General features: G+C 66.0%; 17 protein-coding genes. 7 read left to right on the plus strand and 10 right to left on the minus strand.

Going from position 1 to position 21,856, the window contains the following annotated elements:
* Nucleotides 1-197 precede the first annotated feature (197 nt).
* Complete coding sequence (locus GK109_RS06860) at nucleotides 198-1,070, plus strand: hydroxymethylpyrimidine/phosphomethylpyrimidine kinase (protein ID WP_157239269.1); 873 nt, start codon at nucleotides 198-200, stop codon at nucleotides 1,068-1,070.
* Between the two features lie 151 nt (nucleotides 1,071-1,221).
* Here GK109_RS06860 and GK109_RS06865 read toward each other — a convergent pair whose 3' ends face one another.
* Nucleotides 1,222-2,496: a serpin family protein gene (locus GK109_RS06865; protein WP_157242724.1), complete on the minus strand. Its 1,275-nt coding sequence runs from the start codon at nucleotides 2,494-2,496 to the stop codon at nucleotides 1,222-1,224.
* A 357-nt stretch (nucleotides 2,497-2,853) separates the two neighbouring features.
* On the minus strand, nucleotides 2,854-4,248 hold the full coding sequence (locus GK109_RS06870) for an MFS transporter (protein ID WP_157239271.1): 1,395 nt from the start codon (nucleotides 4,246-4,248) through the stop codon (nucleotides 2,854-2,856).
* Between the two features lie 345 nt (nucleotides 4,249-4,593).
* On the opposite strand from GK109_RS06870, the gene GK109_RS06875 reads away from it, so the two are divergent.
* The 3 genes from GK109_RS06875 to GK109_RS06885 are packed head-to-tail and all read left to right on the plus strand — an operon-like array spanning nucleotide 4,594 to nucleotide 7,713.
* Nucleotides 4,594-5,262 (plus strand): response regulator transcription factor, encoded by a 669-nt coding sequence (locus GK109_RS06875; RefSeq protein ID WP_157239273.1) that lies wholly within the window; start codon nucleotides 4,594-4,596, stop codon nucleotides 5,260-5,262.
* The gene (locus tag GK109_RS06880; RefSeq protein WP_323057702.1) at nucleotides 5,259-6,710 is read left to right on the plus strand and encodes a HAMP domain-containing sensor histidine kinase; all 1,452 of its coding nucleotides are present in this window, start codon (nucleotides 5,259-5,261) and stop codon (nucleotides 6,708-6,710) included. Before GK109_RS06875 ends, GK109_RS06880 begins: the two co-directional genes overlap by 4 nt.
* Nucleotides 6,703-7,713, plus strand: coding sequence for a TAXI family TRAP transporter solute-binding subunit (locus GK109_RS06885; RefSeq protein WP_157239275.1), 1,011 nt, complete (start codon nucleotides 6,703-6,705; stop codon nucleotides 7,711-7,713). The genes GK109_RS06880 and GK109_RS06885 overlap by 8 nt, the downstream gene beginning before the upstream one ends.
* 110 nt (nucleotides 7,714-7,823) lie before the next feature.
* Here GK109_RS06885 and GK109_RS06890 read toward each other — a convergent pair whose 3' ends face one another.
* Nucleotides 7,824-9,338 carry an XRE family transcriptional regulator gene (locus tag GK109_RS06890; protein ID WP_157239277.1) on the minus strand — a complete coding sequence of 505 codons (1,515 nt, stop codon included), beginning with the start codon at nucleotides 9,336-9,338 and terminating at the stop codon, nucleotides 7,824-7,826.
* 149 nt (nucleotides 9,339-9,487) lie between these two features.
* Here GK109_RS06890 and aceA point away from each other — a divergent pair, with 149 nt between their 5' ends.
* Entirely contained in the window at nucleotides 9,488-10,831 is a 1,344-nt protein-coding gene (aceA, locus tag GK109_RS06895; protein ID WP_157239279.1) for an isocitrate lyase, read from the plus strand.
* Nucleotides 10,832-10,923: 92 nt separating this feature from the next.
* The gene (gene aceB, locus GK109_RS06900; RefSeq protein WP_157239281.1) at nucleotides 10,924-12,576 is read left to right on the plus strand and encodes a malate synthase A; all 1,653 of its coding nucleotides are present in this window, start codon (nucleotides 10,924-10,926) and stop codon (nucleotides 12,574-12,576) included.
* Between the two features lie 248 nt (nucleotides 12,577-12,824).
* Here aceB and GK109_RS06905 read toward each other — a convergent pair whose 3' ends face one another.
* Nucleotides 12,825-14,018: an MFS transporter gene (locus GK109_RS06905; RefSeq protein WP_323057705.1), complete on the minus strand. Its 1,194-nt coding sequence runs from the start codon at nucleotides 14,016-14,018 to the stop codon at nucleotides 12,825-12,827.
* A gap of 141 nt (nucleotides 14,019-14,159) precedes the next feature.
* Between GK109_RS06905 and GK109_RS06910 the strand changes: the two genes are divergently transcribed.
* A complete protein-coding gene (locus GK109_RS06910; RefSeq protein WP_157239283.1) occupies nucleotides 14,160-15,119 on the plus strand; it encodes a D-2-hydroxyacid dehydrogenase family protein in 960 nt (319 codons plus the stop codon).
* 86 nt (nucleotides 15,120-15,205) lie between these two features.
* On the opposite strand, the gene GK109_RS06915 is transcribed toward GK109_RS06910, so the two are convergent.
* The 6 genes from GK109_RS06915 to GK109_RS06940 form a co-directional block, all read right to left on the minus strand.
* Nucleotides 15,206-15,955 carry a ThuA domain-containing protein gene (locus tag GK109_RS06915; protein ID WP_157239285.1) on the minus strand — a complete coding sequence of 250 codons (750 nt, stop codon included), beginning with the start codon at nucleotides 15,953-15,955 and terminating at the stop codon, nucleotides 15,206-15,208.
* Between the two features lies 1 nt (nucleotide 15,956).
* Complete coding sequence (locus GK109_RS06920) at nucleotides 15,957-17,051, minus strand: Gfo/Idh/MocA family oxidoreductase (protein WP_321215276.1); 1,095 nt, start codon at nucleotides 17,049-17,051, stop codon at nucleotides 15,957-15,959.
* A gap of 46 nt (nucleotides 17,052-17,097) precedes the next feature.
* Complete coding sequence (locus tag GK109_RS06925; RefSeq protein ID WP_157239287.1) at nucleotides 17,098-17,994, minus strand: carbohydrate ABC transporter permease; 897 nt, start codon at nucleotides 17,992-17,994, stop codon at nucleotides 17,098-17,100.
* Complete coding sequence (locus GK109_RS06930; RefSeq protein ID WP_157239289.1) at nucleotides 17,994-18,926, minus strand: carbohydrate ABC transporter permease; 933 nt, start codon at nucleotides 18,924-18,926, stop codon at nucleotides 17,994-17,996. The genes GK109_RS06925 and GK109_RS06930 overlap by 1 nt, the downstream gene beginning before the upstream one ends.
* 2 nt (nucleotides 18,927-18,928) lie before the next feature.
* The gene (locus tag GK109_RS06935) at nucleotides 18,929-20,224 is read right to left on the minus strand and encodes an ABC transporter substrate-binding protein (protein WP_157239291.1); all 1,296 of its coding nucleotides are present in this window, start codon (nucleotides 20,222-20,224) and stop codon (nucleotides 18,929-18,931) included.
* Between the two features lie 347 nt (nucleotides 20,225-20,571).
* Nucleotides 20,572-21,792 carry an ROK family protein gene (locus GK109_RS06940; protein ID WP_157239293.1) on the minus strand — a complete coding sequence of 407 codons (1,221 nt, stop codon included), beginning with the start codon at nucleotides 21,790-21,792 and terminating at the stop codon, nucleotides 20,572-20,574.
* Nucleotides 21,793-21,856: the final 64 nt, after the last annotated feature.

The raw sequence follows: 21,856 nt of genomic DNA on the forward strand, positions 1-21,856 counted from the left end.
GAGCCCCCCTACCGAATGGTACGCCTTTGGACAGGCCTGGCAATGCTCGCCTCTGGCCCGCCCACCGCGGGGTATGGATGGGCGGTTCCCTGGCCGCGGGGCAGCTGCGTTTGCAGTACGGCCTTCGTCGCTGTACAGCGGCACAAAGGTACAGCGGCACAAAGCGGGCGGCCGACGGCGGATGGCAGGATGGTGCCATGACTTCCGTTTCCGTTGCCGCACCCCGGCCCGTCACAGCTCCCGCAGTCGTCCTGACCATCGCAGGCTCCGAAGCAACCGGCGGCGCCGGCGCCCAGGCGGACCTGAAAACCTTCCAGGAACTCGGCGTCTTTGGCATCGCCAACCTCACGTGCATCGTTTCGTTCAACCCGAACGACAGCTGGAACCACCGGTTCGTACCGGTGGACCAGCAGGTGATCGCGGACCAACTGGAGGCGACGACGGCCGCGTACGGTCCGTCGTCGTCCGCTCCTTCGGAGCCCGGACGTCCGGTGCTGGACACGGTGAAGATCGGCATGCTGGGCAGTCCCGCCACCATCGCCACAGTCGCTGATGCCCTGGCCGCCGGCCGGTTTGAAAACGTGGTCCTGGATCCGGTGCTGATCTGCAAGGGCCAGGAGCCCGGGCACGCCCTGGACACGGACCAGGCGCTGAAGGCGCAGATCCTTCCGCTGGCCACCTTTGTCACGCCGAACCACTTCGAGGCCGAGTCGCTGTCCGGCCTGGATATCACGGACGTAGACTCCCTCAAGGCCGCCGCCATCCGCATCCAGGAGCTCAGCGGCGCCGCCGTGCTCGCCAAGGGCGGGGTGCGGCTGGAAGGCCCGGACGCCGTCGACGTCTTCTATGACGGCGAGACCCTTGAGGTCCTCAGCGCGCCCAAGGTGGGTGAGGTGGCGGTTTCCGGTGCCGGCTGCTCGCTGGCGGCGGCTGTGACGGCGGAACTCGCCAAGGGCGCCACGCCGCTGGAGGCTGCCCGGACGGCCAAGGAATTCGTCACGGCGGGCATCCGCAACCGCGTGGCGTCAGGCGCCCCGTTCGATGCCCTGTGGCAGGGCGGAGCCCGCTAACCGCCACCCCGCCCCGGACCCTCTCTCACTTAATGCGCGTTTTTCCGCAACCCTCTTGCACCTAGTGCGAGAGGGTTCAGGATTTTCCCGCATTAGCTGATAGAGCGTCTGAGGTCGGGGACGGTGGAGAGGGCAGGCCCGGGGCGCGCGCTCACCTGGGATCGGCCACGGTTCCCATAAACAACGGCAGTCCGGTTTCAACGTGGACGATCTGGTAGTGGAACGGCCGGTCAAACTCGATGGTCCGCTCAGGCTGCGGCGGGGCGCTGGTGGCCATTCCGTTGATCTGGGTTACCGCGGCGGCAACGGTGCCCTTTTCGGCCACGGTGATGTTGGCAGCCTGGGCGGCCTGGGTGATCATCATCTGCGGCTGGATCGTGTTGAAGTCCTCCGTGGTGCCGAGCATGTTCTCCAGGCCCAGCGCCCCGAAGACCTTGCGGAGGTCAAAACTGGACCTGTGGTCCCAGCGGGGCAGCTGGATCTGCACTGACGCGGGCTGGGCCACATCAAACGTGGCCGCGATTTCCGTTAGTTTTTCCGCGCCGAAGGCCGCAGGGGCGGGAGTGTCGGCGGTAGCGGCTGTGTCAGCGGGAGCGGCCGTCTCCGCGGGCAGGACCAGCCGCATGACGAAACCGTCGGCGTAGGGAAGGTCCACACCCTGCCAGCCGGCACCTTCCGCATATTTCATCGTGAGTTCGTTGTGCATGGCAGGCACCGCGATTTCCTCGCCCGCGGCTGTCGTGAACGGCAGGTCGGAGGTGGCGTTCGGATCGAACGGTGCGCTCCAGGCGGCGGCGAAGTACAGCGAGTTGAGCAGGCTGAAGGTGTTGTCGGGGTCGTATTCCGCCGGGGCCTCCTTGATCCGGCCGCCGGTGTTCCTGCTCACCCACGCATCTATGGCGGGCTTCGTTGCTTCTTCGTCGCGGAAATCCACGGGATACACCCCGGATCCATAGTGCCGGGCCAGTGTGTCCAGGAAGGACCGCCCGGTAGGCACGTCCTTGTCGACGAAGAGCCCGTTGGCGGAGTGCATGACCGGTTTCCGCGGCGGGTTGTCCTCATCCACTGCGCCGGGGTCGCCGTCGAACTTTTCCAGCGAGCGGAGGACCGAGTTCATGGCCTCGTCGCGCTTCTCAAGGGGGAATTGCAGGACGCTGTCCATCTCGGCCGCGGTCCCGCCGGTGGCACCCGCGCGCAGCATGGCGAGGGCAATCAGCAGGCTCCCGGGCGAGGACACGACGTTCCCGTTGGCGCCGTCGCCGCCGTCGGCCAGCAGCGCCTCGCCGAGGACGAACGCGGAAGCCCGGAAGGAGCGCAGCTCAGCGGCGTAGTCCGCGCGGTCCACCGAAACCCGCTCGACGCCGTCGGCCGTGAGGAGTTCCGGGGCCGGCGGCCGGGCCGGCGCCGCACACCCCGCCAGTCCCATCAAGGCACCCAGCGCAATTATCCGCTGAAAACGAAACACCTCTGTTGCCTCCCCTGGCATGCCAAAGGCGGGAATCCGCCTCCTCCCAGTGAAACAGCGACGGCGGCGCGTGACGATGCCGGCAGGGTCACGCTTTGCATTCGTTTTGGTCTCGCCCGGCTCGCGGGACGCCGCGCCGGACCCTCTCTCACTTAACGGTGGAAAACCCGGGACCCTCTCTCACTTTCCTGAAGAAAGTGAGAGAGGGTCGAAGGAAAATCCACATCAGGTGATAGAGCGTCGTGGCGTGGCGGGCGGACGACGGCGGGCGGGCACCCGCCGTCGTCATCAGTCCTGCCGCGGGTGCGCCTCCGGGAGCTAGACGCCCAGGAGGTCCTTGTCCTTGTCGCCGTCCTTGCGCTCCTGCACCCACGCGTGGCCCTGTTCCTGGTCCAGGTGGGTTGCCTTCTTGTTCTTCAGCGCAAAGATGTACACCAGCAGCGACAGGGCAATGGCCACGGTGACGTAGGTGAAGAACAGGTCAACCCGCTCGGCCTTCTGGAAGGCTGCGCCGATGAGTGGAACGGTCCCGCCGAACAGCGAGTTGGCGATCGCGTAACCCAGGCCGACGCCAAGGGCACGGATCGAGGCCGGGAACAGCTCGGCTTTCACCAGTGCGTTGATGGAGGTGTAGCCGCCCACGATCACCAGGCCACCCATCATCAGCAGGAAGGCGGTAAAGGGATCCTTGGTGTTGGACAGGGTGGAGAGCAGCGGCCAGGTGAACAGGACGCCGGTGATGCCGAACCACAGGAGCAGCGGCTTGCGGCCCACCTTGTCCGAAATCATGCCGTACACGGGCTGCAGGAGCATGAAGATGAACAGCGCCCAGAAGTTGATCACCGAGGTGTCGGTCTTGGCGATGCCGGAGGTATCGTTCATGAACTTCAGGATGAAGTTGGTGTAGGTGTAGAAGGCCACGGTGCCGCCGAGCGTGACACCGATGCAGATCAGCAGCGGCTTCCAATACTGCGTGAACAGCAGCTTCATGGTGCCGGGCTGGGCAACTCCCGCTTCGGCCGGGGTCTTTGCAGCCTGCACCTGCTCTTCCGAAACAGTCTCTTCCATAGAGCGCCGGAGCCAGAGGACCACGAGCGCCGCGACGCCGCCCAGCGCGAACGGGATCCGCCAGCCCCACTCCGTGAGGTCATCCTTGGGCATGGCATTTTGCAGGATCACCAGGACCAGAAGGGCCAGCATCTGCCCGCCGATCAGGGTGACGTACTGGAAGCTGGAGAAGAAGCCGCGCCGCCTGGACGTGGCAGCCTCGGACATGTAGGTGGCACTGGTGCCGTACTCGCCGCCCACGGAGAAGCCCTGGACCAGGCGGATCAGGATCAGCAGGATCAATGCCCAGACGCCCACCTGCTCGGTGGTGGGCAGGACGGCGATGGCGAATGACCCCGCGGACATCAGGGTCACGCTGAGGGTCAGCGCTGCCTTGCGGCCGTTGCGGTCCGCGTACCGGCCGAAGAACCAGGCGCCGATGGGCCGCATGAGGAACGACGTCGAGAAGACGGCCATCGCTTCCAGGCCCGCCTGGAGGTCGTCCTTCGAGTTGAAGAAGTGGGACTGGAAGTAGGCGGCGAAGACCGTGTAGACGTACAGGTCATACCACTCCACCAGGTTGCCGGCAGAGCCCTTGAGGATGTTGCTGACCGCCCGTCGGGTCTCGGCCGACTCACTCACTGCCGCGGTTTGCTGGGTGCTCATCGCTGAACCTTCCTTGGCTGCGCGGCCCCGGCTATGCGCCCTGGCCCGACTTTCGTGCTGTCCATGGCAGCATTGCTCATGGTTCCTCCTCGACGTTGAACGTCCCCTGGAAGCCCGGGGACCCCACCAAAGCTATTGGTGAGCCAGCGCACAGCCCAAGCGAAAACCGAATTCCTAACACTTCCTTAGGTTTTCCCCGCGGGCAGCGGGTCCAAGGCCGCGGTGCCGGGCAGGGCGACCGCCCCGGGCCGGGCGGAAAACAAGCGAACGGGGTAACCTCCAAAGGCGGGCAGGGGAAATCGCGCCCCTGAAAACGGAAGCCGCCCAACGGAACAGGAACTGGCAATGGATGTGCTGATCGTCGAGGACGACGACGCCATGGCATCCGCCCTCGGGGCGGCCGTGGTTTCCGCCGGGCATGCGTCGGCCAGGGTTTCCCGGGGCGCCGACGCACTCCTGGAGCACAGGCGCTTCGGCGTGATCCTGCTGGACCTGGGGCTTCCTGACATGGACGGCCTTGAGGTGCTCCGGAAGCTTCGGCAGGTCACGGACGTTCCCATCCTGATCCTCACTGCGCGCGACGACGAACGGAGCGTGGTCCTTGGCCTCCGTTCCGGGGCCGATGACTACCTCGTCAAGCCCGTAAAGCTCGTGGAGCTCCTGGCCCGGATCGAAGCCGTCACCCGGCGGGCGGGCCGCGCTCCCGGCAACACGCAGCGGCGGATCGTGCTGGGGGAACTCGAGGTGGACCTCGAACGCCGCCTGGCAGTACTCGGCGCACAGGTACTCCCCCTGACCGCCACGGAATTCGACCTGCTGGCCCTACTGGCCAGCCATGCAGGGTCAGTAGTGACCCGCGAACAGATCCTGGACGCACTGTGGGGCGATGCGTTCCTGGCCTCCTCGCGGTCACTTGACGTGCACCTGACCGGGCTGAGATCCAAACTGCAGCTGCCGGGGTTCATCATCAACGTGCGCGGGGTCGGCTATAGGGTCGAGGCGGACCCTGCGTGAAGCTCCGTGTCCTCGGGATCCTGAGCATCCTTTCCGTCCTCCTGGTGCTCATCGCGTCCAATGCCCTCCTGGCCTCCGCCAGCCGGGAACTCACGCAGGAACTCCAGATCAACCGGGCCACTGCCCTAAACAGGCTGGCGCAGGTTGCGTTCGACGCCGGCACTGAGGGAGGTGATTCCACCCAGTTGCAGGCCGAAATGGACAGGTACTCGGAGCTCTACGCCGAAGGAGTCCTGGTCCGGCTCCAGCAGGGCACCCTGCGCTCCGGCGGCCTGAGCGAGGACCGGGCAGACGTGCGGAATGCCTTGGCCAGGGCCAGCCTGAACCTCAGTGACACCACACTGGCGCCGCTTCAGCCGTTCGGCACGGGCTCCGAGGTGATTTCCCGCTCGTTTGGAAGCGCCAGCCAGGTACTCGGAGCAGCGGTCCTGGAAGTCAACCAGGACGCTGCCCGGCAGAAACTCCGCGAACGCTGGCTCGGCGTCGGACTGGCCGCGGCGGCACTCATGGCGATGCTCCTCATCGGCGCGTCCCGGGTGACCCGCTGGGTGCTGCGCCCTGTCCACCGGCTCAATGCCGCCGTCGCCGAACTGGAAACCACCGGCCGCAGCAGCCGGCTGCCGGAGGAAGGGCCGCCCGAGCTGAGGGCCCTGAGCCGTTCCTTCACTGCGATGGCACAAAGCGTCAGTGACAGCATCGAAGCGCAGCGCCAGCTCATTGCGGACACCTCCCATGAACTGCGCAACCCTGTTGGTGCGCTCCGGCTGCGCGTCGACTTGCTCCAGCTGGAATTGAAGACCGCCCGGGAAAAGGCAGCTGCATCCGCCGTCGAGACTGAGCTCGAGAGGGTCGAGGAGATCCTTGACGGCGTCCTCAAACTCGCCGCCGCCGAACACCGGGCCTTCGAGGATTCCGCCGGCCCACCCGGCGGCGCGCCTTCGCGGCGAGATCGGGGGCCCATTGATCCAGTCCCTGTCCTGCAGGAAGAGGCCGAACGTGCAGGACCTGCCGCGCGACGTGCCGGCGCCTCCATCCATTTCGACAGAACGTCCGGGCAGCCTGCGCTGATTGCCTGCGATGCGGGGGACCTTGCGCAGATGGCCGGGGAACTGCTGAACAACGCGGTCAAATATGCCGGCCGCGCCCGGATATCGGTTGCCGTCCGTAACCTCGGCGCCACCGTGGTGATCGAAGTGTCCGACGACGGGCCCGGGCTCTCGTCCGAGGAAAGGGCATCTGCCACCCAGCGGTTTTGGCGTTCACCGAAGCACCGGGACGTGCGCGGAAACGGCCTGGGCATGACCATCGTCGAAAAGCTGGCCGCGGCCAATGGTGGACGCCTGCTGCTCCGCGAGGCGCACCCGCACGGCCTGGCGGCGTTCCTGGAGTTTCCCCGGGTCCCCAAAAGCGGTCCGGACGCCACGGGGCAGGTGGCTCCGCATGCCTGACTTTCGCTTCAGACCGCCGTCGAGACGCGAAGTCCTCAGGGCCGGTGCTGCCGCAGGGCTCGCGGGACTGCTGCCACCGGCGCTGGCGGCCTGCACCCCGGCGGACAGCCCCGACGCCGTTACCGTTGCGGGCGGCGAACCGGGCGGCTTCTACCTGGAGTTCGCCACCCTGCTTGCCGCGTCCCTGCAGCGCCATGGGGTGGCCCGGCAGGCCACGGCCCTGACCACGGGGGGCAGCCTGGACAACCTCGGACAGCTCATTGCCGGGAAAGCCACGTTCGCCGTCGCCCTCGCTGATGCCGCCGCGCAGAGGGAAGCAGGGAAGAACACGTCCGACGCCGGCATTACGGCTCTCGGGCGGGTGTACGAAAACTACGTCCATTGCGTGGTCCGGAAGGCCAGCGGGATCCGGGGCATCGGGGAGCTGGCCGGCAGGACGGTGGCTGTGGGCGAGCCGGGTTCGGGGACGTCCCTCACCACTCCCCGCCTCCTTGAGGCCGCGGGGCTTGGTTCCGTCGCTGCCGGCGGGGCCGGAGCTGCAGGGCAAGCCGTCACCGTCCTGAACCTGGGCCTCAATGACGGCCTCGCGGCACTGCGTGCGGGGTCAGTGGACGCCCTGTTCTGGTCCGGGGGCGTTCCCACGGCCGCCATCTCTGCTGCCCATGACGACGTGGGTCTCAACTTCCTCGATCTTTCCCTGTTGTTGCCGGCGCTGCGGTCCAGGTACGGCGTCTTTTATGACCGGGTCCTGATCCCGGCGGGCGCCTACGGGGGTGTCCCTGCCGTCTGGACAGTGGGGGTGACCAACCTGCTGCTGTGCCGGAGCGACCTGGACGCCCGCACCGTGAAAAGAACCGTGGAACTGCTGGTGGGCCATGCGGAAGAGCTCATCCCCCGCTCGAGCCTGGGAGTTCAGTTCCTGAGCCCGGATTCCCTGATCAACACGGCCGGCATTCCGTTGCACCCGTCAGCGGCGGACGCTTACCGCGAGCTGCACGGGTGACCCGATCCTCTCTCACTTAACGCTGGAAAACCCGGGACGCTCGCTCACTTTCCTGAAGAGAGTGATAGAGCGTCCGAGGGAAATCCACATCAAGTGAGAGAGCGTCCGGGTCACGTTCCCGAGTGCGCCTGAAGGAAGCTGTACACCTCGGTTTCGTCGACGCCGGGGAAGGCGCCGGGCGGCATGGCCGCCAGCAGGTGCGAATGGGCCCGGGCGGAGGGCCAGGCGTTGCCGGCCCACTGCGAGGCGAGCTCGGCCGGCGGCCGTTTGCAGCAGTTCGGATCGGGGCAGGTGGACTTGGCCCGCGCGGTGGTTTCCCGTCCGCGGAACCATTTGACGTGCTGGTACGGCACGCCGATGCTGAGCGAAAACTCGCCGCTGGCTGAACGTTCGGTGCGGGCGGTGCACCAGTACGTCCCGGATGGCGTGTCGGTGTACTGGCTGTAGGCGCTGAACTTGTCCGGAACGTCGAACACTGCGCGGGAAGTCCAGGCCTTGCACGACGGCTGGCCCTCGATGGCGCCGGTGTGGTCCTGCGGGAACGCAACGCCGTCGTTCTCGTATGCCTTGTAGATGATTCCGCTCTGGTGCGTCTTCTGGAAATGGGTGGTGATGCCCAGGTGCTGCGTGGCAAGGTTCGTGAACCGGTGGGCTGCCGTTTCATAGGACACGGCAAAAGCGTCCCTGATGTCCTCGACGGCGATTTCCTTGGCGGCCTTCGCCTTCTGCAGGAATTCCAGGGTTGCCTTTTCCGGCAGCAGGAGCGCTGCGGCAAAATAGTTCGTTGCCACGCGCTGGGCCAGGAAGTCGCCGTAGTTCTTCGGGGTTTCGTGTCCCAGCACGTAGTGGCCCAGGGCCTGCAGCAGGACCGACCGGGGGTCGTGGTCCTGGCGCTGGTTCTGGGTCAGGTAAATTCTGCGGTTCTTCAAATCGGTCACGGAACGGGTGGAATGCGGCAGGTCACCCACGTGGTGCAGGGTGAATCCGAGGTTCTCGGCGATGTCCGCGATGACGTGCTGGCTGAGCGGACCGGTGGTGTAGCCAACGCCTTTGAGGACCTTCTGCGCCTCGGCCTCGTACTCCGGAAAATAGTTGCCGCGCTCGCGCATCATTGCCCGCAGTTCACCGTTCGCCCGGCGCGCTTCCTCGGGGGTGGCCACCTGCTCGTTCATCTTGCGCTCCAGCTCATGCAGCAGCCCCACCTGGGCCTCCAGCACGTCCATCGGAAGCCGCGAGCTGATGCGGATTTTGGGCAGGTCCAGCGTCTCGTAGAGCGGACTGCGCTGGTAGCGTTCGAGCTCGATCTCCAAGGCGGCCCGGCGGCTGGGAGGCTCGGCACCGAGCAGTTGGTCGATGCTGACATTGAGGGCGGACGCCAAGTGCTGCAGCAGCCCGAGCTTCGGTTCCCGCTTGCCGTTCTCGATCAGGCTCAACTGGCTGGGCGCAGTACCGACGGCGGCGCTGAGGTTATCGAGCGTCAGTCCAGCCTGCTTGCGCAGGTGGCGCACGCGGCGGCCAAGGCTAATGACGTCCAGTCCGGCAGACGCGGCGGACGGGGTGGGCGGCGCGGCTTCGCGGTTCCAGCTTCCAGGCGACATTTCTAAAGAATACGTGAAGAAGTGCATTTCTTTCCATCATTTATCTCTAGTAAGCCTCTTGGAAGTGCGGAAAAGTAAGTGTCACGGAAAGAAACACCGCACCGGAAAAGCCGGTGGGAACCTCAACGGCGAGGTTCCCACCTACCCCATCCGGAGCTCAATCAAGGAGATCAACGATGACTGCAGCATTTGAGCCCAACCAGCAGACGCCCGGCCAGGACGCAGAATCGCAGGCCGCCGCCCTGGAGCTCGAGTGGGCCGCCAACCCCCGCTGGGAAGGTGTGACCCGGGACTACTCAGCTTCCGACGTCGTCCGTCTCCGCGGCCGCGTCTCCGAGGAGCACACGCTGGCCCGCCGCGGTTCGGAGAAGCTGTGGAAGCAGCTCACCGAGGAGCACAAGACCGGCGGATACACCAACGCGCTCGGCGCGTTGACCGGCAACCAGGCCGTGCAGCAGGTCAAGGCCGGGTTGCGTGCCATCTACCTTTCCGGCTGGCAGGTCGCAGCCGACGCGAACAACTCCGGCCACACCTACCCGGACCAGTCCCTTTACCCGGCCAACTCGGTCCCGACGGTGGTGCGCCGGATCAACAACGCCCTGCTCCGGGCCGACCAGATCGAGTTCTCCGAGGGCATCCGGACGGTCGAGGACTGGCTGGTCCCGATCGTTGCCGATGCGGAGGCCGGTTTCGGCGGCCCGCTGAACGCCTACGAACTGATGAAGTCCATGATCCAGGCCGGCGCCGCGGGTGTTCACTGGGAGGACCAGCTCGCCTCGGAAAAGAAGTGCGGCCACCTCGGCGGCAAGGTCCTGATCCCGACCCAGCAGCACGTCCGCACCCTGAACGCGGCCCGCCTCGCCGCGGACGTCGCCGGCACCCCGTCGGTGGTCATCGCCCGCACCGACGCCGAGGCCGCCACCCTGATCACCTCCGACGTCGACGAACGCGACCAGGAATTCATCCTCCGCGAAGGCGGACAGCCGGTCCGCACCCCGGAAGGCTTCTACAAGGTCCGCAACGGCATCGAACCCTGCATCGCCCGCGCCAAGGCCTACGCCCCCTACTCGGACCTGATCTGGATGGAAACCGGCACCCCGGACCTGGAACTGGCCCGCACGTTCGCCGAAGCCGTCAAGGCCGAGTTCCCGGACCAGATGCTCTCCTACAACTGCTCGCCGTCGTTCAACTGGCGCAAGCACCTGGACGACGCCACCATCGCGAAGTTCCAGCGTGAACTCGGCGCCATGGGCTTCACATTCCAGTTCATCACCCTGGCCGGCTTCCACGCCCTGAACTACTCGATGTTCGACCTCGCCCACGGCTACGCCCGGGAAGGCATGAGCGCCTACGTCGAGCTCCAGGAGAAGGAATTCGCCTCCGAATCCCGCGGCTACACCGCAACCAAGCACCAGCGCGAAGTCGGCACCGGCTACTTCGACGACATCGCCACCGCGCTCAACCCGAACGCATCCACCCTCGCCCTGGTCGGATCGACCGAAGAGGGCCAGTTCCACTAAATCTTTCCCAAGTAAGTAGCAGTAGGTGTCGTTTTGAAGGCTCAAAACGACACCTACTGCTACCCAGATGGGCCTTGCACCAGGAGACTGAAATGAACAGCTTCACCGACTCTTTTACGATCAATGGCATTACGTTGACCGCCCAGCCGATCTGCCGGCAGAACGAGGTGCTCACCCCGGACGCCCTGGCGTTCGTGGCCAGGCTGCACCGGGCGACGGCGGCCCGGCGGCAGGAACTGCTGCAGGCACGCCGGACCCGGCGGGCGGAGATCGCCGCCGGGCAGGACCCTAGGTTCCTCCGCGAAACCGAGCACATCCGCAACGACCCGTCCTGGCGCGTCGCTCCCCCGGCCCCGGGGCTGGAGGACCGCCGCGTGGAAATCACCGGTCCGGTGGACAAGAAGATGACCATCAACGCCCTGAATTCCGGGGCCAAGGTGTGGCTCGCTGACATGGAGGACTCCTCCACCCCTACCTGGCGGAATGTCATCAAAGGCCAGCTGAACCTCACCGATGCCCTGGAGCGGCGCATCGACTTCACCTCCCCCGAAGGCAAGGAATACAAACTCCGCCCCGCCGGTGACCTGCCCACCATCGTGGTCCGCCCCCGCGGCTGGCACCTGCCCGAAAAGCACATGCTCATCGACGGCGAACCCGTCGCCGGCGGCATCGTGGACTTCGGCCTGTTCTTCTTCCACAACGCCCGCCGCCTCCTCGCCCAGGGCAAAGGCCCCTACTTCTACCTGCCGAAAATCGAGAACCACCTCGAAGCCCGGCTCTGGAACGACATCTTCATCCTCGCCCAGGACCTCCTCGGCATCCCCCAGGGCACCATCCGCGCCACCGTGCTCATCGAAACCATCACCGCAGCCTTCGAAATGGAGGAAATCCTCTACGAACTGCGCGACCACGCCGCAGGACTCAACGCCGGCCGCTGGGACTACATCTTCTCCCTCATCAAGAACTTCCGCACCCGCGGCCCCCGCTTCGTCCTCCCGGACCGGGCCCAGGTCACCATGACCCAGCCCTTCATGCGCGCCTACACCGAACAACTCGTCCGCGCCTGCCACAAACGCGGCGCCATGGCCATCGGCGGCATGGCCGCAGCCGTCCCCAACCGCAAAGACCCCAAAGCGAACACCAACGCCCTCGAAAAGGTCCGTGCGGACAAGACCCGCGAGGCCAACGACGGCTTCGACGGCTCCTGGGTGGCCCACCCGGACCTGGTGCCCGTCTGCCGCGAGGTATTCGACGGCATCCTGGGCAGCAAGCCCAACCAGCTGGACCGCACCCGCGAGGACGTCACCCCCGACGACCGGGCCCTCATCAACGTTGCCGCCACCACCGGCACCATCACCGAACAGGGCATCCGGAACAACATCGAAGTGGGCATCCGCTACATCGAATCCTGGCTCCGCGGCAACGGCGCAGTAGCCATCCACAACCTCATGGAAGACGCCGCCACCGCGGAAATCTCCCGCTCGCAGCTCTGGCAGTGGATGTTCGCCCGCGCCATCACGGACCAGGGGGAAATCGTCACCCACCACTGGATCGAGGAACTCCTGGACGAGGAATTCGCGCGGCTGGAACGCTTCGACGGCGACCGCTTCGAGGATGCCCGCGACATCTTCGAGGAGGTCACCATGGCCCGGGACTTCCCGTCCTTCCTCACCCTGCCCGCCTACGCGCGGTACCTGACCGAGGCCCGCGAGAAGGCCACGGTCGAGGAACTCGCCGCAGCGTAGGTTCGAACAAGACTTCCGTCCGCCGGGCCGGCACGCCCTCCGCAACAGGCACCTCCGAAAGCCGGAGGGCCGGCCCGGCGACGGAGCACCTCCCTTACGTTTCCCGACCGCTCTCTCACTTGATGCGGGAAACCCCGGATCGCTCTCTCACTTTTCTTAGGAAAGTGAGAGAGCGATTCACTATTTCCCGCGTTAAGTGAGAGAGCGTCGGAAGGCACGGAGAGCTTACGACGACGGCGCCGCCCGCCTCAGCGGTTCTTCGGCACCTTCCGCACGGAAAGGGTGGTGGTCAGGAAGAACGTCAGCACCGACGCCAGGATCAACAGCATGGGCACGGTCCAGGAACCGGTCAGCCCGTGCAGGTACCCCAGCAGCGGAGGAGCGGCCGCACCGATTGCATAACCGGCGCCTTGGACGACGGCGGACATCTTCCCTGCCGACGCCTGGTCCCGCGCGATCTTGATGATGGCGATGAAGATCAACGTGATGCCGCCACCCTGGGCTACGCCGCCCAGGGAGCACCAAAGCCACCACCATTCGGGGGCCAGCAGCAGGCCCAAGGGGACCGTCAGCCACATCAGGCCAAGGGCCACGGCCACCGTAGTCGTACGGGCAAACCGCGCCGCCAGGGGAACACCCAGGCTGCCGGCGATCGCGAGGATCTGGAACAGCGAGGATCCGGCACCGGCCGCGGCAGGGGCCATTCCCAGCTCGTCGGCCAGGATCTTCGGCAGCCAGGCGGTTACCCCGTAATAGGAGAAGGCCTGTCCAGCGAACCCGGCCGTCAGGCCGGCCGTGGTCCACCGCGCACCGTCGACCGGCGGCAACCGCGTGCCCTTGCCGTCGTCGGGGGCAATGAAGAAGGCGCGGCGCACGCCCACGGCGAGGGTCCAGAAAACTACCGCCACCACCGCCAGGACGGCAACCGATCCCAGCGCGAACCGCCAGCCGGCCAGGCTGGCCAGCGGTGCCGTGGCCACCGAGGTCAGGAACGAGCCGATGTTCAACGCCGCGGTGTAGATGCCCATCGCGGTCCCCTGCCGGCCCCGCCCGAAATCGCGGCGGATGATCAGCGGCACCGCGATGTTGCCCACCGTGATGGCCAGGCCAATCAGCACCGTCCCGGCCACAACCAGCACGGGCCCTCCCGCCGAACGCACCAGGACGCCGGCCAGCACGCCGAGGATGGTCAGCGTCACCGCGAACTCGGCACCGAATTTCCTCGCGGCCAGGGAGGCCAGCGGAGCGGCAAGGGAGAAGCACAGCACCGGGATGCTGGTCAGGAGCCCCAACACGACCGGCGAGAAGTTGAGTTCCGCCTGCATCAGGTCCACTACGGGGGCGACCGCCACAAAAGGGCCCCGCAGGTTCAGGGCCAGCAGGCCTATGCAGGCCAGCAGGATCCAGCTGTTGGGAATGCGGGCGAGGATCCGGCCGTTCACGGGGCCAGGAACCGGTTTGGGGGTGGTTTCATCACTCCCATTGCTATCACGCCGGAAGTGGCAGGGGTTCCAGGAAAGGCCAGGACCCGCTGCCTTACGATGAACATCACGCCAAGGTTACCCGGGACGAAGGACAACGCCATGAAGCACCGCCTCGCCATCCTCGACGACTACCAGGGCGTGGCCCATGGTTTTGCCGACTGGGCTGCCCTGGAAGCCGAGGGCGTCGCCACCATGACCTTCCGTGAACCCTTCGCCTCGCCGGAGGCCCTGGTGTCCGCGCTGGCGGATGTGACCATGGTGGTGGCCATGCGCGAGCGGACCGCCTTTCCGCGGGAGGTGCTGGAAAAACTTCCAACTCTCCAGCTCCTGGTGACCACCGGCATGGCGAATGCCGCCGTGGATGTGGCCGCCGCTGCCGAGCAGGGCATCACCGTTTGCGGCACACCGGGCTCGCCCGCCGCCGCCCCCGAACTGACGTGGGCCCTGCTGCTGGCCCTCGCCAGGAACCTGCCGGCCGAAGAGAACTCCCTGCGTGCAGGCTCCTGGCAGACCACCGTTGGCTTCGAGCTGGCCGGTAAGACCCTGGGCGTGGTGGGCCTTGGCAAGATTGGCCGACGGATCGCGGCGTACGGGCAGGCCTTTGGAATGGAGGTCCTGGCCTGGAGCCAGAACCTGACGGCCGCGGCAGCGGAGGAGGCCGGCGCCCGCCTGGTGTCCAAGGAGGAACTCTTCCGGCTCTCGGACGTTGCCACGCTCCACCTGCGGCTCTCCGAACGCTCGGAAAACATTGTGGCCGAGCCGGAACTCCGGCTGCTGGGACCTGAGGGCATCCTGGTGAATACCGCCCGGGGGCCCCTGGTCAACCAGGACGCCCTGCTGAAGGCCCTCGCCGAAGGCTGGATCCGCGGGGCGGCGCTGGATGTGTTCGACCAGGAACCGCTGCAGGCGGGGCACCCTCTGCTCGCGGCGCCCAACACCGTGTTGTCTCCGCACCTCGGCTACGTCACACGGGAAAGCTACCGGCAGTTCTACGGCGGGGCTTTCGAGGACGTCACGGCCTGGCTGGCGGGCGCGCCTGTCCGCACGCTCACGCCTTAGCCCCCGCGCCCCGGGGACGGAAACGACGACGGCGGCCCGGCCATCTAAAGGCAACCGGTCCGCCGTCGGACTTCTTTGGCAGTGCCTCAGGCGTCCCCGAGGTACCAGCCGCGCCGGGCGTTGGCCACCCCGGGTTGCTCGCGGAAGACGTCCGGCTGGGCGGCCCAGCGGACGCCGTTGGCCAGCACCTGCCGGATTTCAGCCTGGTGGTAAACCGGGTAGTCCTGGTCGCCGGGGCTGAAATAGAAAATCCGGCCCTTGCCGCGGGTGAAGGTCACGCCGGAGCGGAACACCTCGCCGCCTTCAAAGGAGCTGATGAAGATGAGGTCGTCCGGGTCCGGAATGTCAAAGAGTTCGCCGTACATCTCCTGTTTGGGAATGATCAGCGGATTGGGAACGCCCTGCGCGATGGGGTGGGACGGTTTGACCGTCCACACTGTCTCGCGTTCACCGTCGTTGCGCCACTTGAGCGAGCAGGTGGTGCCCAGGAGCCGGGTGAAGATCTTGGCGAAGTGGCCGGAGTGGAGGACCAGCAGGCCCATTCCGCCCAGGACGTGGCGCTGCACCCGCTCCACGACGTCGTCACTGACCTCGGCGTGGGCTTTGTGTCCCCACCACAGGAGGACGTCCGTTCCCGCCAGCGCCTCCTCGCTGAGTCCGTGCTCGGGGTCCGCAAGGGTTGCGGTGGCCACCTGCGAATCCGGCAGGTGTCCGCGCAGGCCCGCGGCAATGGCGCCGTGGATCCCGTCCGGGTACATCTCCGCCATGGAGGCTGGCGTATTCTGCGCCTCGTGGACGCCCTCGTTCCAGACCAGGATGTTGAGTTTGTCCGTCATGTCAGAGCGCAACTTCCCGGTGTTCGAGTGCGGACCGGTAGCAGGCGTCCAGGACCAGGGCCCGGCTGAGGGCCACCGAGCCGTCATGCGCGCCCCACGCCTCCGGGCCGCCGCGGACGGCGTTGACGAAGTCCTCGACGACGGCGTCGTGGGCGCGGCCGGGCTCAGCCACCACCTCGTAGTCGGCGTTTTCGCCGTCCTTCTCCTTGAAGATCCTCAGGTCCGCAACCGGTGCCATCGAAGCGCCTACAGCGCGCAGTTCGGCGCCGCCGTCGGTCCCGTACACGGTGAAGTCCAGGAGGTCCTTCTCTTCGCGGTAGGCCGCCCAGCCCGCCTCGAGGATGAGCGTGCCGCCGCCTTCGAGCCGGATGAACGCGGTGGCGAAATCCTCCACCTCGAATTTGTGGCTGGACTTCATCGCCGAGTAGCGGGCGTTGCCGCCCAGTCCGCGCGGGCCCAGTTCGGAGTGGGTGGCGGCGGAGACGGACAGGACCTTGGGTTCCCCCAGCAGGTGCAGGGAGTAGTCCAGCACGTGCACGCCGATGTCGGCCAGCGGACCGCCGCCGGCCAGCTCCGGATTGGTGAACCAGCTGCCCAGCATGGGGATGCCGGAGCGCCGGAGCCACGAGGCCTTCGCGTAGTACGGCCGGCCGAGCTCACCGTCGTCGATGATGCCCTTCAGCTTCTGGATGTCGCCGCGGCGGCGGTGGTTGAAGGCGACGTCCAGCACGCGGCCGGCCTTGCGTGCGGCGTCCACCATCGCCTGGCCTTCGACGCCGTTGCGCGCCAGCGGCTTTTCGCTCAGGACGTGCAGCCCCTTTTCCAAAGCCGCGATGGCGATGGGTGCGTGCAGGAAGGTGGGCACGGCCACGCTGACGGCGTCCAGCCCCTCCATGTCGATCAGGTCCTCCCAGCGGGCGAACGTGTGCGGGATGCCGTACTCGTCCTTCAGGTTGGCCAGGAGGTCCGCCTCCATGGCAGCGACCGCTACGAGTTCCACGCCATCCATGCCCTTGTAGGCCTTGATGTGCTGCTGGCCGGCCCATCCGATGCCAACCACCCCCACCTTCAGGGTTTCCGGCTGCTGATTGCTCACAGGTAGATCCTTCTCTTTTTCGTGCGATGGAAATGGGGTTGGGAAGTCAGCCCTTGACGGCCCCGGCGGTCATGCCCGAGACAATCCTCTTCTGGCAGACCAGGACCAGGATGACAAGGGGCAGTGTGATCAGGACGGACGCGGCGCTGATGGTGCCCATGGGCTGGTCGAACTCGCTGGCACCGTTGAAGAAGGCAATGGCAACCGGGACCGGGCGCGCGTCCGGCGACGTCGTCAGCGTGACGGCCAGGAGGAACTCGTTCCAGACGGAGATGAACACCAGGATGGCCGTGGTGGCCAGGCCCGGCACCGCAAGCGGCAGGATCACCTTTCGGAAAGCCTGGAAAGGGGAAGCTCCGTCCATGTACGCGGATTCCTCCAGCTCCCGCGGGATTTCCCGGAAGAAGGACGTCAGGGTGTAAATGGCCAGCGGCAGAGCGAAGGTCATCTTGGGGATGATGAGGCCGACGAGGGTGTCGTAGAGCCCGATCTCCCGCCAGATCGCGAACATGGGCGCTGCGATGGCGATCGCCGGAAAAGTGGTCACGGACAGGATCAGCGTCAGGATCAGCGCCTTCCGGCGCATCTTGAGCCGGGCCAGGGCGTAAGCGGCAAAGGATGCGAACACCAGCGCCAGCGTGGTGGTGACGACGGCGATAATCACCGAGTTCCGCAGCGCCAGCAGGAATTCGGCGTTCTGGAGGACCGTCAGGTAGTTATCCAGCGAGGGTTCGGCGGGGAACAGTTCCCCCTTGCCCAGGCTGGCGCCTTTCTTCAGGGACGTATTGACCAGCCAGTAGAACGGAACCAGCGAGAAGGCCATGACGGCCAGGACGAAGAGCCACGTCAGCGGGTGAAGTTTGGCTTCCCCCCGCAAACGTCGGCGAGGTGCCCTGGACCTGGCCGACGTATCGGCGGGACGTTCGGCAAGCAGCGTACCCATCAGTTCTCCTTGGCGACGGCGCGGATGTTGCTGCCTGCGAAGCGGATATAGACCATGGAGACCACCATGACCGTCAGGAACGTCAGGATGGACAGCGCTGAGCCCTCACCCACCAGTCGGTTTTCCCGCAGCTCCTTGTAGGCAAGCATCGACATTGATTCGGTACCGTTGGCGCCGCGGGTCAGGACGAACGGCAGGTCGAAGACGCGCAGGGAATCCATAGTGCGGAAGATCGCCGCCAGGACAATCGCGGGCTTCAGCAGGGGCAGGGTGACATCCCGGAAGGTCTGCCATTTGCTGGCGCCGTCCAGTTCAGCCGCCTCGTAGGTCTCATCCGGAATGACCTGCAGGCCGGCCAGGATGATGAGCGCCGCGAAGGGAGTGGTCTTCCAGACGTCAGCCAGAACAACCACGGCCATGGCGTAGCCAGGTTCACCCAGCCAGACGATGTCGCCGGCGGGCAGGCCCAGGGCGGAAAGAACCGTGGTCACCAGCCCCAGGTTTGGTTCGAACATGGTCTCCCAGGTGATGGCGCTGACCACTGTGACGATCGCGTACGGCAGCAGCACGATGGTGCGGAGCAGCGCACGGCCCCGGAAGGCAAGGTTCAGCAGCAGGGCCATGGCCGTTCCCAGCACCAGTTCCAGCGACACCGAGAGCCCGGCGAAGAGGAAGGTCTGGCCGAAGGCCGCCCACCATTCCTTGCTCGCCAATGCCGCGATGTAGTTATCGAGGCCGACGAAGCGGGACAGGCCGGCCTGGCGGACGCTGTACTGGTTCAGCGAGAGCCACAGTGCGTAGCCGATGGGCACAGCGGCCACCAGGGCCATCAGGATGAGGGACGGTGCCGTCATCCTGATGGCCAGGCGGCGTTCTGCCCGGTCGTGGCCGCTCACGCGGCCACGACCGGAAGTCAGGACAGGGGGTGCCATGGTCAGAAGGTCGCCTTGGCGGTCTTGATCTCTTCAGCCATCTGCTTGGTTGCGTCATCCGCTGTGGCCGTGCCGGACAGGACCGCGTAGACGTTCTTGTTGATGGCCTGGGAAATCTGCGGGTACACCGGGGAGACCGGCCTGGGCTTGGCACCCTTGACCGAGTCGAGCAGTTCCTTCGCGAACGGCATCTTGGCCAGGACTTCGGGGGCGGAGTAGGCGGCCTCGTTCACCGGCGCCTGGGAGTTGTCCATGGCCACGTGCTTCTGCCACTCCGGGGAGGTGGCGAACTTGATGTAGGCCACGGCTGCGCCCGGGTTGGTGGAGTGGGCGGAGATGGCGAAGTTCCAGCCGCCCAGGACGCCGCTTGGCTTGGCGGAGCCGTCAAAGGAGGGCAGCGGTGCCACGCCGAAGGTGCCTGCCAGGTTGGTGGCGTTCAGGAGGCGGTAGACGTGGGGCCAGTTGCGCTGGTATCCGAAGTTGCCGGACTCGTAGGCCAGGCGTGCGGGATCTTCGTTGTAGGTCAGCACGGCACGGTCCGCGGAACCGTTCTTGATGCCGTCGGCCATGAAGTTCAGGACCTTGCGGGTGGTGTCGTTGTCCACCGCCACTTCGCCGTTGGCATCCAGGACCTCGCCGCCGGCGCTGTAGAGGAGTTCGAGGAAGTTCACCGTCAGGCCTTCATACTGCTTGCCTTGGTAGACCAGCCCGTTGCCTGGGGCCTTGGCTGCCTCTTTGTAGAGCTGCTGCCAGGTTTCCGGCTTGGCCACCTTGTCCTTCTGGTAGTAGATCAGGCCGGCGTTCGTGTAGAAGGGTGCGGCCCAGTACTTGCCGTCGTACTTCACCGTCTCAGTCGTGGACGTGATGAGGTTGTCCTTGATTCCTTCGACCAGTTCGGTCTGGTCAAGCAGCCAGCCCTGGGAGGCGAACTCGGCCGTCCAGATCACGTCCGTCATGAAGATGTCGCACTCGGTGGACTTGCCTTCAAGGCGCTGGACGGCCTGCGTGCGGGATTCGTCCGTCGTGGCACCGATCTCCGTGTACTTCGCCGTCATGCCCGGGTTGGCGGCGTTGAAGGCCGCCGTGGTGTTCTTGTGGATGCCGCTCGCGTCTTTGCCGCCGCACAAATGGATGTTTCCCTTGGCGCCTTCTGCGCTCTTGGGATCGGCTACGGCCGCGGCCGGAGCCTGGGTCGATTCCGATTTCGACGCCGGCTGGTTTCCGCAGCCCGCGAGCATGACTCCCGCTACTACGGTTGCTGCAACACTCTGGGCAAGACGACGGCGTCTTGCTGGCATGGATGCCTTCACGAGTTTCCTTTCGGGGTGGCCTGGTCCGCCCATTCGGTCCACGGCCATAATCGGACGGCCGCAGGTACCGGACAGCGGGACGATGAAGCGGTCAGCCGCAACTTTCAACCGCTATAGGTCAAAAGTATGTAGGCGAGCCGCTGTAAGCAGATTTCCATGGAGTGTGACCCATGTCAACAAGAATCGGATGGGATTTTTCGGTATCCGATTGGATCCCGGGGTACATCTGCCGGTATTCGAGGGCATGCCGCGGCGAGGCCTGCGTGCTTGGGTGCTTGCGTGCCTACGCGCTTGGGTGCACGGACCGTACAGGCCTGGAATTTGGGGGGACGCGCCTAATCAGCCTGGGTGGACGTCCGGATGGCGGTTTCCACCGCTTCGGGCGAGAGGACGTGGTCAATCACCATCCGGCTGGCACCAAGTATTGCGGCGTCTGCCGGAGCTTTGGACTGCTCGATGCGGAGCCGGGACGTGGCAAGCGGCAGCGATCTGCGGTAAACCGCCTCGCGTACCCCCGCCAGCAGCTGGTCGCCGGCGCGCGCCAGGCTTCCGCCCACCACAATGACGGAAGGGTTGAGCAGGTTCACGCAAATTGCGAGTACCTCCCCCAGGTCCCGTCCGGCCTGCCGCAGCGCATGGATGGCCTGGACGTTTCCCTTGGCCGCGAGTTCCACCACGTCTGTACTGGTGGTGGCGTCGATTCCTTCCGCACGCAGCTTACCGGCCAAGGCAGGTCCGGATGCCAGGGCCTCGAGGCATCCGCTGTTGCCGCAGCGGCACAGCACGTCCTCGCCGTCGGGGACCCGGACGTGCCCAAGGTCGCCGGAAGTACCATCTGCGCCACGCTGGATTTGGCCGTTGCTGATGATGCCGGCACCGATGCCCGTGGCCACTTTGACCAGCAACACGTTCTGGAATTCCTGCCAGTGGGCGTACCGCTCACCGATCGCCATGATGTTCACGTCGTTATCCACCAGCACGACCGTGCCCAGCTGCCGGCCAACGAATCCGGCCACATCGAACCCGTCCCAGCCCGGCATGATGGGAGGTTTCACCGGCCGCCCCGTGCTGTGTTCCACAGGACCGGGGAGTCCTATCCCCACTCCGGCAAGATCGCCGACGCGGCGTCCGACGTCTTCCAACAGCTTGCGCCCTATTTCGATGACGCGGTTCAGGACGGGTTCGGGACCTTCCCCAATATCGATCGCTTCGGAGTGCCTGGCAAGGATGGTGGCATTCAGGTCGGTGGCCGCCACCGAGGCATGGGTTGCGCCTATGTCGGCGGCGAGCACCAGCCTGACCCCCGCGTTAAACGCAAATTTCGACGGCGGCCGCCCGCCGGAGGAGGCCGCTTCGCCGGCCGGACCCACCAGGCCCATGGCAAGGAGGGCATCAATCCGGGCGGCAACAGTGGTCCGGGCAAGGCCGGTCAGGTCCGCCAGTTCGGACCGCGTGCGGGGCTTGCCGTCACGGAGCAGCTGGAACAGGTCACCGGTGCGCGAAAGCAGCCCGGCTTCCTGCTGTAGACGCGGTTGTTGCCTCGGAACGATCGCCATACCTAAGGAATAGCACATTCGGAAATACTTTGGTTCGAGTAATCCTTGACTTTTGATTGACTTG

The organism is Pseudarthrobacter sp. GA104 (assembly GCF_009741265.1).
Taxonomy (GTDB): domain Bacteria; phylum Actinomycetota; class Actinomycetes; order Actinomycetales; family Micrococcaceae; genus Arthrobacter.